Source organism: Ramlibacter sp. (assembly GCF_035706265.1).
In the GTDB taxonomy this organism is placed as follows: domain Bacteria; phylum Pseudomonadota; class Gammaproteobacteria; order Burkholderiales; family Burkholderiaceae_C; genus Ramlibacter.
Map to the genome: position 1 here is coordinate 1 of NZ_DASSVG010000416.1, position 12,568 is coordinate 12,568.

Annotated in this window: 9 protein-coding genes and 1 pseudogene; 5 read left to right on the plus strand and 5 right to left on the minus strand. The window is 69.6% G+C overall.

Features of this window, described 5'->3' with window-relative positions; translation table 11 throughout:
• The 3 genes and pseudogenes from VFM98_RS14820 to VFM98_RS14830 form a co-directional block, all read left to right on the plus strand.
• Nucleotides 1–1,273, plus strand: a 1,273-nt coding sequence (locus tag VFM98_RS14820) for a phosphate acyltransferase (protein ID WP_325110681.1), incomplete at its 5' end; no start/stop codon positions are given.
• Nucleotides 1,274–1,548: 275 nt separating this feature from the next.
• Entirely contained in the window at nucleotides 1,549–1,905 is a 357-nt protein-coding gene (locus VFM98_RS14825) for a ribonuclease domain-containing protein (RefSeq protein WP_414709030.1), read from the plus strand.
• Between the two features lie 41 nt (nucleotides 1,906–1,946).
• Nucleotides 1,947–2,369 (plus strand): annotated as a pseudogene (locus VFM98_RS14830) (barstar family protein); the annotation flags it as partial.
• 306 nt (nucleotides 2,370–2,675) lie between these two features.
• Here the strand turns inward: VFM98_RS14830 and rsmA are convergent.
• From rsmA to VFM98_RS14845, 3 genes are all read right to left on the minus strand, one after another.
• Nucleotides 2,676–3,455: a 16S rRNA (adenine(1518)-N(6)/adenine(1519)-N(6))-dimethyltransferase RsmA gene (gene rsmA, locus VFM98_RS14835; RefSeq protein ID WP_325110682.1), complete on the minus strand. Its 780-nt coding sequence runs from the start codon at nucleotides 3,453–3,455 to the stop codon at nucleotides 2,676–2,678.
• A gap of 95 nt (nucleotides 3,456–3,550) precedes the next feature.
• Entirely contained in the window at nucleotides 3,551–4,918 is a 1,368-nt protein-coding gene (locus VFM98_RS14840; protein ID WP_325110683.1) for a peptidylprolyl isomerase, read from the minus strand.
• A 12-nt stretch (nucleotides 4,919–4,930) separates the two neighbouring features.
• Nucleotides 4,931–7,360 carry an LPS-assembly protein LptD gene (locus tag VFM98_RS14845; RefSeq protein ID WP_325110684.1) on the minus strand — a complete coding sequence of 810 codons (2,430 nt, stop codon included), beginning with the start codon at nucleotides 7,358–7,360 and terminating at the stop codon, nucleotides 4,931–4,933.
• A gap of 65 nt (nucleotides 7,361–7,425) precedes the next feature.
• Here VFM98_RS14845 and VFM98_RS14850 point away from each other — a divergent pair, with 65 nt between their 5' ends.
• Nucleotides 7,426–8,502 (plus strand): aminoglycoside phosphotransferase family protein, encoded by a 1,077-nt coding sequence (locus tag VFM98_RS14850; protein WP_325110685.1) that lies wholly within the window; start codon nucleotides 7,426–7,428, stop codon nucleotides 8,500–8,502.
• 5 nt (nucleotides 8,503–8,507) lie between these two features.
• A complete protein-coding gene (locus tag VFM98_RS14855; RefSeq protein ID WP_325110686.1) occupies nucleotides 8,508–9,215 on the plus strand; it encodes a 16S rRNA (uracil(1498)-N(3))-methyltransferase in 708 nt (235 codons plus the stop codon).
• A gap of 6 nt (nucleotides 9,216–9,221) precedes the next feature.
• On the opposite strand, the gene VFM98_RS14860 is transcribed toward VFM98_RS14855, so the two are convergent.
• Together VFM98_RS14860 and VFM98_RS14865 are read right to left on the minus strand one after the other, a co-directional pair.
• On the minus strand, nucleotides 9,222–9,722 hold the full coding sequence (locus tag VFM98_RS14860; protein ID WP_325110687.1) for a universal stress protein: 501 nt from the start codon (nucleotides 9,720–9,722) through the stop codon (nucleotides 9,222–9,224).
• Nucleotides 9,723–9,776: 54 nt separating this feature from the next.
• Nucleotides 9,777–12,568: HAD-IC family P-type ATPase (locus VFM98_RS14865; protein WP_325110688.1), on the minus strand; the 2,792-nt coding region annotated here is incomplete at its 5' end.

Sequence of the window (12,568 nt, forward strand, 5' to 3'; positions counted from 1 at the left end):
CACCACGATCACCACCGAGATGGAGATCGCCGCGGTGCACGCGATGGCGGAACTGGCGCAGGCGGAGCAGAGCGAAGTGGTCGCGGCGGCCTATGCCGGCGAGCAGCTGAAGTTCGGCCCCGAGTACCTGATCCCGAAGCCGTTCGATCCGCGGCTGATGATGAAGATCGCGCCGGCCGTGGCCCAGGCCGCCGCCGACAGCGGCGTGGCACTGCGCCCGATCACCGACCTCGACGCCTACCGCGAGAAGCTCCAGACCTTCGTGTATGCCTCCGGCACCACGATGAAGCCGATCTTCGCGCTGGCCCGCTCGGCGCCGAAGAAGCGCGTCTGCTTCGCCGAGGGCGAGGAGGAGCGCGTGCTGCGCGCCTGCCAGATCATCGCCGACGAGCACGTGGCGCGCCCCACGCTGATCGGCCGGCCGAAGATCATCGCCCAGCGGGTCGAGAAGTTCGGCCTGCGCCTGCAGGAGGGCCGCGACTACGACGTGGTCAACACCGACTACGACGAGCGCTACCGCGACTTCTGGCAGAGCTACCACCGCATGACCGAGCGCAAGGGCATCACCGCGCAGGTCGCCAAGATCGAGATGCGCCGGCGCCTGACGCTGATCGGCTCGATGATGCTGCAGAAGGACCACGTCGACGGCCTGATCTGCGGCACCTGGGGCACGCCGGACCTGCACCTGCGCTACATCGACCAGGTGATCGGCAAGCGCCCGGGCGTCAAGACCTACGCCGCCATGAACGGCCTGATGCTGCCCAACCGGCAGATCTTCCTGGTCGACACGCACGTCAACTACGACCCCAGCGCCGAGCAGCTGGCCGAGATCACGCAGATGGCGGCCGAGGAGATGCTGCGCTTCGGGCTCAAGCCCAAGGTCGCGCTGCTGTCGCACTCCAACTTCGGCAGTTCCAACCAGCCCAGCGCGGTGAAGATGCGCCAGACGCTGGAGCTGCTGCGCGAGCAGGCGCCCTGGCTGGAAGTGGATGGCGAAATGCATGGCGACATCGCCCTCGACCCCCACGGCCGCAAGCAGCTGATGCCGCACAGCACCCTGTCGGGTGAGGCCAACCTGTTGGTCCTGCCCAACATCGATGCCGCCAACATTTCCTACAACCTGCTGAAGACGGCGGCCGGCGGCAACATCGCCATCGGCCCGGTGCTGCTCGGCGCTGCCAAACCGGTGCACATCCTGACGGCCAGCACCACCGTGCGCCGCATCGTCAACATGGCGGCCCTCACGGTGGCCGATGCCAACGCGGCGCGCTAAGGCGCCGCCCGACAGCTGGCGCTAACTTTACAGTGGGCGCCCGGCCCCCGAAAGCCCTTCGACGCTGCCCAAATTTTGGGCAGCGTCTTGCTTTTGGGGAGGACATGAGTCACACTACCGGGCTTGAAGTTCCGGGTTAACCCGGATGAAATGAAGTTCCGGTACCTGGAAGTACCGGGTGGCGTTCCTTGAAGACTTCTCCTGCAGGCCGTCCGTTCCTGGCCCGATTCGCGACAGCAAGGCTGGCATTCGCCAGCGGCTTGATCGCCGTCGCGATCACCGGGTTGCCCCAGGCGCAGGCCTGGAGCTGGCAGGACGGCAGTGCCCCGGCAACCGCGGCGACGGTGCATGTCACCCAGCTGCCTCGCCAGGGTCGGGAGACGTACGAACTGATCCGCCAGGGCGGACCGTTCCCCTACGACAAGGATGGCGCGGTGTTCGGCAACCGGGAGCGGCTGCTTCCGGCCGAGAAGCGCGGGTACTACCGCGAATACACCGTGGCGACGCCGGGCTCGCGCGACCGGGGTGCCCGGCGCATCGTGTGCGGAGGCCCGCCCCGGGAGCCGCACGCTTGTTATTACACCGCCGATCATTACGCGAGCTTCCGCCGCATCGTGGAAGGCGCCAAGTGAAGCGGGACGACGACATCGTGACTACAGAGAAAGAAACGGAGATGGACAAGCCACTTCGTGTTGATATTTCCGAAACCCCACTGAAGGGTGTGCGCAGCAACATCGTGCAGTCGATCCGCGCCTTCCGCGTGCAGGACCTGCAGGAGACGGCCAGCGCGCTGGGCCATCACTTCCTGTATGCGAACCTGGCCACCGCCCAGAGCAAGCAGGACGTGCTGGACATGATCGCCCAGCAGTTCACGTTCCCGGCGCACTTCGGCAAGAACTTCGATGCGCTGTACGACGTCATGACGGATCCGCTGCACAAGTCCGGTCCGCAGCCCGGCTTCATCGTCGTGCTGGAGCACATCCCCGCCAACGGCAAGTTCGACAAGGAAGCGCGCGAGCAGCTGCTCGACATCTTCCGCGACACGGCCGACTACTGGGCCGACCGCAAGGTGCCCTTCCGCTGCTTCTATTCCTTCTCCGTGGCGCGTTCGGCCCAGGGCCAGGCCGCCAACGAGGCGCAGGGCGAGGTGGTGACGCCGCCCGTGGCGGACGGCGGCGAGAAGATGCCCACCGACAAGATCCTCGACGTGTCGCCGCTGGCGCTGCGCATGAGCAGCCCGTTCAACGCGGGCTACTGGCTGGCCGCGGCGTAAGCGGCCTCCGCACTGAATATAAACCGGGCTTCGTGCCCGGTTTTTTTCTTCACCGGCCGGCCACCTCGTCGGCTGGGGCGGCGCCAGCCGCCGAAGGTGAGCCGCGCGAACCCCAGCGTGTTCCCGCGCTCACCACCCCGCCTGGTCCCGGCTCACCGCCACCGCGAGCTCCAGGTACTCCGCCACCGGCACTTCCTCCGCCCGCCGCTGCAGGCCGAAGCGGCCGCCGTAGCCCTTCTGCTCCAGCCACTTGCCCAGGGTGTGCCGCAGCAGCTTGCGCCGCTGCGAGAAGGCCACCTGCACCATCTCCGACAGCAGGCCCTCGTCCACCACCACCGGCTGCTCGTAGGGCACCATGCGCACCACGGCGCTGTCCACCTTCGGCGGCGGATCGAAGGCCTCGGGCGGCACGAACAGCACGTTCTCCATCGCATAGCGCCACTGCAGCATCACCGACAGCCGTCCGTAATCCGCCGTCGCCGGCGCGGCGACCATGCGGTCGACCACTTCCTTCTGCAGCATGAAGTGCTGGTCGGCCACGCGGTCGACGAACTGCAGCAGGTGGAACAGGATGGGGCTGGAGATGTTGTAGGGGAGGTTGCCCACCACCCGCAGCCTGGCCGCGCCCTGTTCGTCGGCCAGCGCGCGGAAGTCCACCTTCAGCACGTCGGCCTCCACCACCCGCAGGTGCGCGTGCTGGCGCAGCCGCGCGGCGAGGTCACGATCGAGTTCCACCACCGTCAGCGCGCCGAGGCGCTCCACCAGCGGCTGCGTGAGCGCGGCCAGGCCGGGGCCGATCTCCACCATCGCCTGGCCGGGCCGCGGATCGATCTCGCGCACGATCGCATCGATCACGCTGCCCTCGGCCAGGAAGTGCTGGCCGAAGCGCTTGCGGGCGACGTGTTTCATCGGAGGGTTGAGCGTTGAGCGTTGAGCGTTGGGCGTGCGAACAGGTGAATGCGCGGGGAGCTTCTCGCTGAACGCTAAACGCTGAACGCCGAACCTCACTGCGGCGGCTCGCGGTACTCCACGTACGCCCGCCCGCGCACTTCCTGCGCCCACCGCACGTAGGCCTCGTCGAGCTTGCGTTCGCGCACCAGGTTGCGCACCACCTCGCGCTGCTCGCGCGGGCTGAGCTTGGCTTCGCGCCGTTCCAGCAGCTGGATCAGGTGGACGCCGAAGCGGGTGACCACCGGGTCGGCGATCTGGCCGGGGGCGAGCGCATTGAGCACTTCCTCGAATTCGGGCACGAACATGCCGGGGCTCGACCAGCCCAGGTCGCCGCCGCTGCGCGCGCTGGCGTCCTGCGAGTTCTCGCGCGCGAGCTGGGCGAAGTCGGCCTGGCCGGCATCGATGCGGCGCTTGAAGTCGGCCAGCTTCTGGCGCGCCGCGGCTTCCGGGAGCTGCGCCGTCGGGCGCAGCAGGATGTGCCGCGCATGGCTTTGCGTGACGGTCGCTCCGGCCATGCCGAGGCGCCGCTTCTCCAGCACCTTGACGATGTGGAAGCCGGCCGCCGAGCGGATCACGTCGGTCACGCCGCCCACCTGCAGCGCCTGCGTCGCGTCCACGAACAGGGGCGGCAGCCGGTCGGCCGTGCGCGCGCCGATCACGCCGCTGTTCTGCGCGGCGCCGGCGGCATCCGAGTTCTCGCGCGCGAGCTTGCCGAAATCCTCGCCGTTGCGGGCGCGCTGCGCCAGCTGGCGCGCCTTGGCCTCGGCCTGCGTCACCTGCGCCGGCGTCGGGTTCCCGGGCAGGGCGACCAGGATGTGGGCGAGGTTCAGTTCGGTGAGCGCCGGGTCGGCGCCGACGCCGCTCTCCTGCTCGCGCAGGTACTGTTCGACGTCGAGGTCGGTCACCTTCACGCGCTGCTCCAGCTCGCGGTCGCGCAGGCGCTGCAGCATGATCTGGTTGCGCAGGTCCTCGCGGAACTGCGCCACGTCGATGCCCTCGGCCGCCATGCGGCGGCGCAGTTCGGTCGGCCCGATGCCGTTCTGGCGCGCGATGTTCTGCTCCGCCTGGTCCACCAGGGCGTCGTCCACGCGCACGCCGGTCTCGCGCGCCACCTGCAGTTGCGCCTTCTCGGTGATCAGGCGCTCCAGCACCTCGCGCGCCAGCTGCGCGCGCGGCGGCAGGGCGGCGCCCTGCTGGGCCAGCTGCTGCTCGTAGCGCAACATGCGCGCGCGCACCTCGTTGTTGGTGATCGGCTCCGAGTTCACCACGGCGACGATGAAGTCGGCCGAACGCGGGCCGCTGTCGGGCGCGGGCCGGGGGGCACCCAGTTGCGGCGAGGCGCGCAGGCCCTGGGCGGCCGCGGGCAGGCCCAGGGCCAGGACGGCGGCGGCGAAGGCCAAGGCCAGGAAACGGGAATTCATCGTCTGCGTACTCTAGTCGTAATTGCTGAACCGGCTGGGCGCCACGCTGCGCTCGCGCAGGAACTGATAGCGGGGGATATTTTCCTTGAGCGCCTCCAGCGCGTTGGAGCCCAGGCGGCTGAAGCCCACGAACTCGAGCTGGAACAGGATGCGCTTGTTGGAGCTTTCGGTGCCGGACTGCAGCCGCTCCACCACGATGCGGCCGAGCCAGCAGCCGGCGTCGTATTCGAGGCCCAGCACGCCGTCCACCACCCGCTTGTCGCGCAGGCTGACGTTCAGCCGCCCGACGCTGTACCAGCGGCCTTCGCCCTGGCCCATGCCGGGCCCGAGGTCGCGGCCCTTGTCGCCCCACAGGTCGTTGAGCGGCCACTGCCAGCCGACATCGAGCTGCTCGGACCCCTGCAGCCCGGGGAGGAGGGAACGCTGCAGCCGGTAGGCCGCCGTGACCACGCGGTAGTTGCCGGGGTTGTAGCGCACCCCGATGGTCTCGCGGATCGACTGGCGGGTCTTGGGATTGAACTGGATCGTGGTGTCGGCGCTCCACTTGGGCACCAGGTTCACCGAGGCGCCGAACAGGATGTCCGACAGCCGTTCGCTCACCGGCGTGCCACCCGGCAGCGTGACCCGCTGGTCCTTGAAGCGCACGCGCTGCGCCACCGCGAAGCGCGCCGCCTCGGCGCCGGTATTCGGGTCGAGCAGGCGGGTGGCCGCGCCCAGCGTCAGCAGGTTGTTGTCGGCGATGCGGTCGTTGCCGCCGAAGGCGTTCTCGGTGTAGACCGTCGCGAAGCTGAAGTCGTTCAGGCCCGAGTCGTAGTTGGGCAGCCGGTTCTGGTCGCGGAACGGCGTGTAGACGTAGAAGGCGCGCGGCTCCAGCGTCTGCAGGAAGTCGCGCCCGAACAGGCGCGTGCTGCGCTCGAACACCAGGCCCGAGTCCAGGCTGAAGGTGGGCACGGTGACGCTGGCGCTGCCCTGGCCGAAAGCCGTGCGGCCGTCGAAGTCGTAGTAGCGCGAATGCACCTGCGCCTTCGGGATCACGAACCAGCCGGGCGCCTGCCACGGCCGGCTCACCTGCATCAGCGCGTAGGTCCGGTGGCCGTTGGGCTGGGTGGCCTCCGGCGTGGTGGGGAACAGCGCTTGCAGCGGGTCGGTGATGCTGTGCGTGAAGTGCGTGTAGTCGGCCTCGAGATATGTCTCGAGGCCGCCCCAGAGGTTGTTGCGGACCTGGCGCGCCGTGAATTCGGGCGAGCGGTTGTAGGGCGGGATGATCGCCGTGGAGGCGTTGGTGAGGTCCTGCAGCGTCTGCCAGCGCAGCACGCGCGCCGTCATGCTCACGTCCTGCCAACCCCAGGAGAGCACGCCCTCGTTGCGCAGCAGGCGCTGCGTGAGCGAGGCCGAATTGCGCGAGAAGTCGCGCCAGTAGTCGTCGTCGCTGACGCGATTGAGGTTCAGCGCCAGCGACGACGCGCCCAGCCCCGGCAGCCGCAGGCCGCCCTGGGAATGGCGCGCCGCGAAGCCCCAGCGGTCCATGTGGCGCAGGCGGTCGCCCGGCAGGTAGTTGCCGCGCACCATGCCGTCGTAACTCGGCTCGAGATAGCGGAACTCGGCGCCGAGGTCGACGCCGCGCTTGGACATCAGCGTCGGATAGAGCGTGGCATCGCGGTTGGGCGCGATGTTCCAGTAATAGGGCAGCGTGGTCTCGAAGCCGCTGCGGTTGTCGAGGCCGAAGGTGGGCGGCAGCACGCCGCTCTTGCGCGTGTCGCCGAGCGGGAAGCTGAGCGAAGGCACCGGCAGGATCGGCACCCCCTTGAAGCTGAGGACCGCGCCCTTGGCCTGGCCGACCTCCTCCTCCTGGTCGAGGCTGATCGAGGCGGCGCGCAGGATCCAGTCCGGCATCCAGCTCGGGCCGGGCTTGCGCTGGCAGGTGGTGTAGCTGGCGTTGCGGATCACCGCATGCTTCTCGTCGGCGAAGTCCACCCGCTCGGCCTGGCCGTAGGCGTCGTTGCGGATGAAGCGGTAGCTCGGTTGGCTGAAGAAGCCCTCGAAGGCATCGACCTTCAACTCCAGCAGCGGGCCTTCGAAGATGTTGCCGGCCTTGTTGATGTGCACGTCGCCGACGGCGCGCGCCAGGTCGTCGGCCTGGTTGTATTCGATGCGGCGGGCGCGGATGACGGTGTCGCCGCGGCGCAGTTCGGCATCGCCTTCGACGATCGTCTCCAGGTCCGGGCGGCCGCGCACCACGTCGCCTTCGACGAAGGTGGGCAGCTGGTTGCGCACGGGCGCCGGGATGTTCTCGCGCAGCCGGGGCGAAGGCTTGAGCGCCGGCGCGGGCTCGTCGGCGCCTTGCGCGCGGACGCCCACGGGCTGCAGCAGCGAGATCGCGACCAGCGCCACCGGAGTCAGTGCGAACCGCGCGCCGCAGGCCTTGTTCTTGGGGTGATGCATGAAGGGAGGAAAGCCAGCCGCCGGCAGGCCGGCGCTTCACGTTGGATTTGTAGAATCGATTATCCATGAGCGATTCCGCGCCTTCCCCCTCCGTCGTCGCCTGGAGCGACCCCCGGCGCGAAGCCGCTTTCCAGGGCTGGCTCGAGCGCGTCGCTGCAGCCCATGCGCTGCAGCCGGCCACGCTGCGGGCCGCCTCGGCGGACGCCAGCTTCCGCCGTTACCTGCGCATCGACGGCGCTGCGGGCAGCTTCATCGTGATGGACGCGCCACCCGAGCGTGAGAATTGCGCGCCTTTTGTAAAGATTGCGCGGCTGATGGCCGAGGCCGGCCTGAACGTCCCGCGCGTGCTGGCCTGGGACGAGCCGCTCGGCTTCATGCTGCTGGACGACCTGGGCACGCGCACCATGATCGAGGTGGTCGATGCCGCCGATCCCGGTGCCAACCAGGGGCTGTACCTGCGCGCGGTGGATGCGCTGATCGCCTGGCAGCTGGCGTCGCGCCCCGGCGTGCTGCCGCCCTACGACGAGGCCCTGCTCGCGCGCGAGCTGGCGCTCTTTCCCGACTGGTACCTGCGGCAGCACAAGCAGCTGGAGCTCGCTCCGAAGCAGCGCGAGCTGCTCGAGGGGCAGTTCCGACTGATCGTCGAGCGCAACCTGGCTTCGCCCAGCGTCTACGTGCACCGCGACTTCATGCCGCGCAACCTGATGATCCCGCGCGAGGCGTCGGAGCCGCGCCTGGGCGTGCTCGACTTCCAGGACGCGGTGTACGGGCCGGTCACCTACGACATCGCGTGCCTGATGCGCGATGCCTTCCTGAGCTGGGAAGAGGAGTTCGTCCTCGACATCACGGTGCGCTACTGGGAGAAGGCGCGCAAGGCGGGCCTGCCGGTGGGCGAGGACTTCGGCGAGTTCTACCGCGCGGTTGAGTGGATGGGGCTGCAGCGGCACCTGAAGGTGGCCGGCATCTTCGCCCGCCTCACGCTGCGCGACGGCAAGCCCCGCTACCTGGCGGACACGCCGCGCTTCATCGCCTACATACGCGCCACCGCCATCCGCTACCGCGAGCTGGCGCCGCTGGCGCGCTTCGTCGACGAGGTGGAAGGCAGCGACGCCGTCACCGGCTACGCCTTCGGCCGCATCTAGCCACCGTGCCGCGCCTGTACTGCGACGAGCCCCTGGCGAGCGGCGCGCGGCTGGCGCTGCCCGCCGGCGCCGCGCGCCACGTGCAGGTGCTGCGGCTGCAGCCCGGCGCGGCGCTGACCCTGTTCGACGGCCGCGGCGGCGAATACGACGCGGTGGTGGAGCACATGGGCCGCAGCGAGGTGCGGGTGGAAGTGGGCGCGCATCGCGCCGTCGAATGCGAGGCGGCCGTCGCCGTGCACCTGGCGGTGGGCATGACGGCCAACGAGCGCATGGACTGGCTGGTGGAAAAGGCCACCGAACTGGGCGTGGCCTCGATCCAGCCGCTGCTGGCCGAGCGCAGCGTGCTGCGGCTGGCGGGCGAACGGGCGCAGAAGAAGCAGGCGCACTGGCAGGGCGTGGCGATAGCGGCTTGCGAGCAGTGCGGGCGGAATCGGGTGCCGGTGGTGCATGCGGTGCAGCCCTTGCAGGGGTGGCTGGCGGCGGCGCGGCCGGGGCTGGTGCTGTCCTTGCGCGAAGGGACGCAGCCGCTCCCGCACGCGGCGGCATCCCTGGACGAAGTGACGCTTCTCAGCGGCCCGGAAGGCGGACTCGCACCGGCCGAGGAAGACGCCGCGCTCGCTCGCGGCTGGCGGGCGGTGCATCTCGGGCCGCGGGTGTTGCGGGCAGAGACGGCCCCGATCGCGGCACTGGCGCTCCTCACGCTGGGGCGCTGAAGCGCCTCAATCCGCCAGCGCCATCGCCAGCAAGGCCCCCACCGCCGCCGGGATGCCGTAGCGCTCCCATTTGGAAACGCCCGTGCCCGCGATCACCTCCACCGGCACCGTCGTGAGTTCCAGCACGCGGTTCACCACGCAATCCTCCACCAGCCGCACCAGCGAATCCTTGCGCGCCGTGCCCATCAGGATGCGGTCGCAGCGCAGCGAATGCGCCAGCTCGGTGATGCACAGCGCGCTGTCACCCACCGCCGTGTGCACCGTGTAGGCCAGGCCGGCGCGGTCCAGCCGCTGGCGGCTGGGGCGCAGCGCCTGGCCCGCCTGCTCGCGGTAGAAGCCCTCCCGCTCGCGCCGCGGGATGAAGCGCGCCACGTGCCAGCGGAACGGCGTCTGCACGTTCAGCAGGTGGATCTCCAGCGGCTGCCCCTGCAGCGCCTGCCGCACCACGTGCCGGACCACGGCTTCGTCGGTGGGCGAGCCTGCGATGGGAACCAGGATCTTCTGCATGCTGCACAGCATACCCAATGCGGCGCGGCTGCGGACCGGCCGCCTCCATGCCCCTCATTCCGCCGTCGCCAGGAACAGCGCCAGCGCCGCCCCGATCGCGGCCGGGATGCCGTAGCGCTCCCACTTCGACACGCCCTCGCCGGCGATCACCTCGACGGGCACGCTGGTGAGCTCCAGCACCCGGTTGGTCACCGAATCCTCCACCAGCCGCGTGAGCGTGTTCTTGCGCGCCGTGGCCAGCACGATGTGGTCGCAGTGCAGGCGCTTCGCTGCCTGGGTGATGCAGCGCGCGCTGTCGCCCACCTGCACATGCACGGAATAGGGGATGCCGAAGCGGTCCAGCCGCTCGCGGCAGGGCCGCAGCGCCTGCTCGGCCTGCTCGCGGTAGAAGCCCTCGCGGTCGCGCTTGCGCAGGAAGCGCGCCATGTCGTGGCGCAAGGGCGGCTGCACGTTGAGCAGATGGATCTCCAGCGCCGTGTTGTTCATGAACAGCCGGATCGCGTGCTGGACGGCGGCTTCGCAGTTGGAAGAACCGCGGACGGGAACGAGGATCTTGTCCATGCTGCCTCCCAAGCTTTGGAGGACGGTCGCGCCGGCAGGTTCCGGCCGCGTCGTGGCGGCGGCATCCGTGCGGCGACGGAAGTACAGCTTCAGCAGTTCCATCGCGATCGGCGACAGGAAGAAGAAAGGCGTCATCAGCATCCAGTCGTCGAGCGTGAGCGGCACCGTGTCGAAGAAGGGCCGCAGGAAGGGCACGTACACCACCAGCATCACGAGCAGGAAGGAGGCCGCCACGGCCGCCACCATCCAGCGGTTGGAGAACACGCCGATGGACAGCACGCCGTGGTATTCCGAGCGGGCGGTGAACGCGCGCAGCAGCTCCGAGCTGCACAGCGTGACGAAGGCGATGGTCTGCGCCGCCTCCAGGTGGCCCGGATAGCGCTGCAGCGCGAGGAAGAACACGCCCAGGATCGCGAGCGCATCGACCAGCCCCACCACGCCGATGCCGACGGCCATGTCGCGATTGATCACGTGCTCCTTCGGCGAGCGCGGCGGCTGTTTCATGATGTCGGTATCGCCCTTTTCCATGCCCAGGGCCAGCGCCGGCGCACCGTCGCTCACCAGGTTGAGCCACAGCAGCTGCACCGGCCGCAGCGGGATCGGCAGGCCCACCAGCATGGCGCCGAACACGATCAGGATCTCGCCCACGTTGCAGGCGAGCAGGAAGTAGACGAACTTGCGGATGTTGGAGTAGATGATGCGGCCCTGCTCGATGGCCGCGACGATGCTGGCGTAGTTGTCGTCGGTGAGCACCATGTCGGCCGTCTGCTTGGCCACGTCGGTGCCGGTGACGCCCATGGCCACGCCGATGTTGGCGCGCTTGAGGGCCGGCGCGTCGTTGACGCCGTCGCCCGTCATCGCCACCACGTGGCCGCGCGACTTGAGCGCGTCGACGATGCGCGTCTTGTGCTGCGGCGAGACGCGGCAGCAGACATCGAGCCGTTCCACCCTGGCGGCCAGGTCCTGGTCGGACATGCGCTCGATCTCGGGGCCGGTCAGCACCAGGCCGCCGGGCGTCAGCAGGCCGATGTCGCGCGCGATCGCCTGCGCCGTGTCCTTGTAGTCGCCGGTGACCATGATGCTCTTCAGGCCGGCGCCGCGCGCCACCTTGAGCGCGTCCACCACTTCCGCGCGCGGCGGATCGATCATGCCCAGCAGGCCGACGAACACCAGGTCCTGCTCCACTTCCTCCGGCGTCACGCTCTCCGGCACCGCAGGCAGCGGCCGGCAGGCCACCGCCAGCACGCGCAGCGCGTCGCTGGCCATCGCCGCGTTGCGGCGCAGGATCTCCTCGCGCATCTCCGGCGTCAGCGGCACCGGCTGGCCGTCCTGCCACTGGCGCGTGCACAGTTCCAGCACCATGTCCGGCGCGCCCTTCACGAAGGCCACGACCTCCTGCGCCGGCGTGCGGTGGAGGGTCGTCATGCGCTTGCGGTCGGAGTCGAACGGGATCTCCTGCACCCGTGGCCAGCGTTGCGCCAGGTCTTCGCGCTGCCAGCCGGCCTTGGCAGCGGCAACGGCCAGCGCCGCCTCGGTCGGGTCGCCCACGATCTGCCACGAGGGCTTGCCGGCCTCGTCGCAGCTTTCCTCCAGCCGCGCGTCGTTGCACAGCAGCGCGCCCTGCAGCAGCCAGGCCGTGTCGGCGTCGCCGCGGGCATCGAAGGGCTCGCCGTCGCGGAAGAACTGGCCGGCCGGGTTGTAGCCCTCGCCGGTGAGGCGCAGCGCCTTGCCGCCGCCGAAGGCCTGCACCACCGTCATCGCGTTCTGCGTCAGCGTGCCGGTCTTGTCGGAGCAGATCACGGTGGCGCAGCCCAGCGTCTCGACGGCCGGCAGCCGCCGGATCAGCGCGTGGTGGCGGATCATGCGCTGCATGCCCAGCGCCAGGCAGATGGTCACGATCGCCGGCAGGCCCTCGGGCACGGCGGCGATGGCCAGGCTCACGGCCGTCATGAACAGCGTGACGACGGCCTTCTTCTCGGCCTGCTGGGTGGCGAGGAAGTCGCCGCCCGCGGCCAGGCTGGTGTCGCGGAACAGGCCGTAGACGAACACCACGACGCAGATCGCCAGGCAGGCGCTGCCCAGCACCTTGCCCAGGTGCGCCAGCTTGCGCTGCAGCGGCGTGTCCTCGGCCTCGAAGGACTGCAGCATCTCGGCGATCAGCCCGATCTGCGTGTGCATGCCGGTGGCGGTGACGAGGCCCTTGCCGCGGCCGTAGGAGATCAGCGTGCCCATGAAGGCGCTGTTGCGCCGGTCGCCCAGCGGGATCTCGCGATCGAGCACCACGC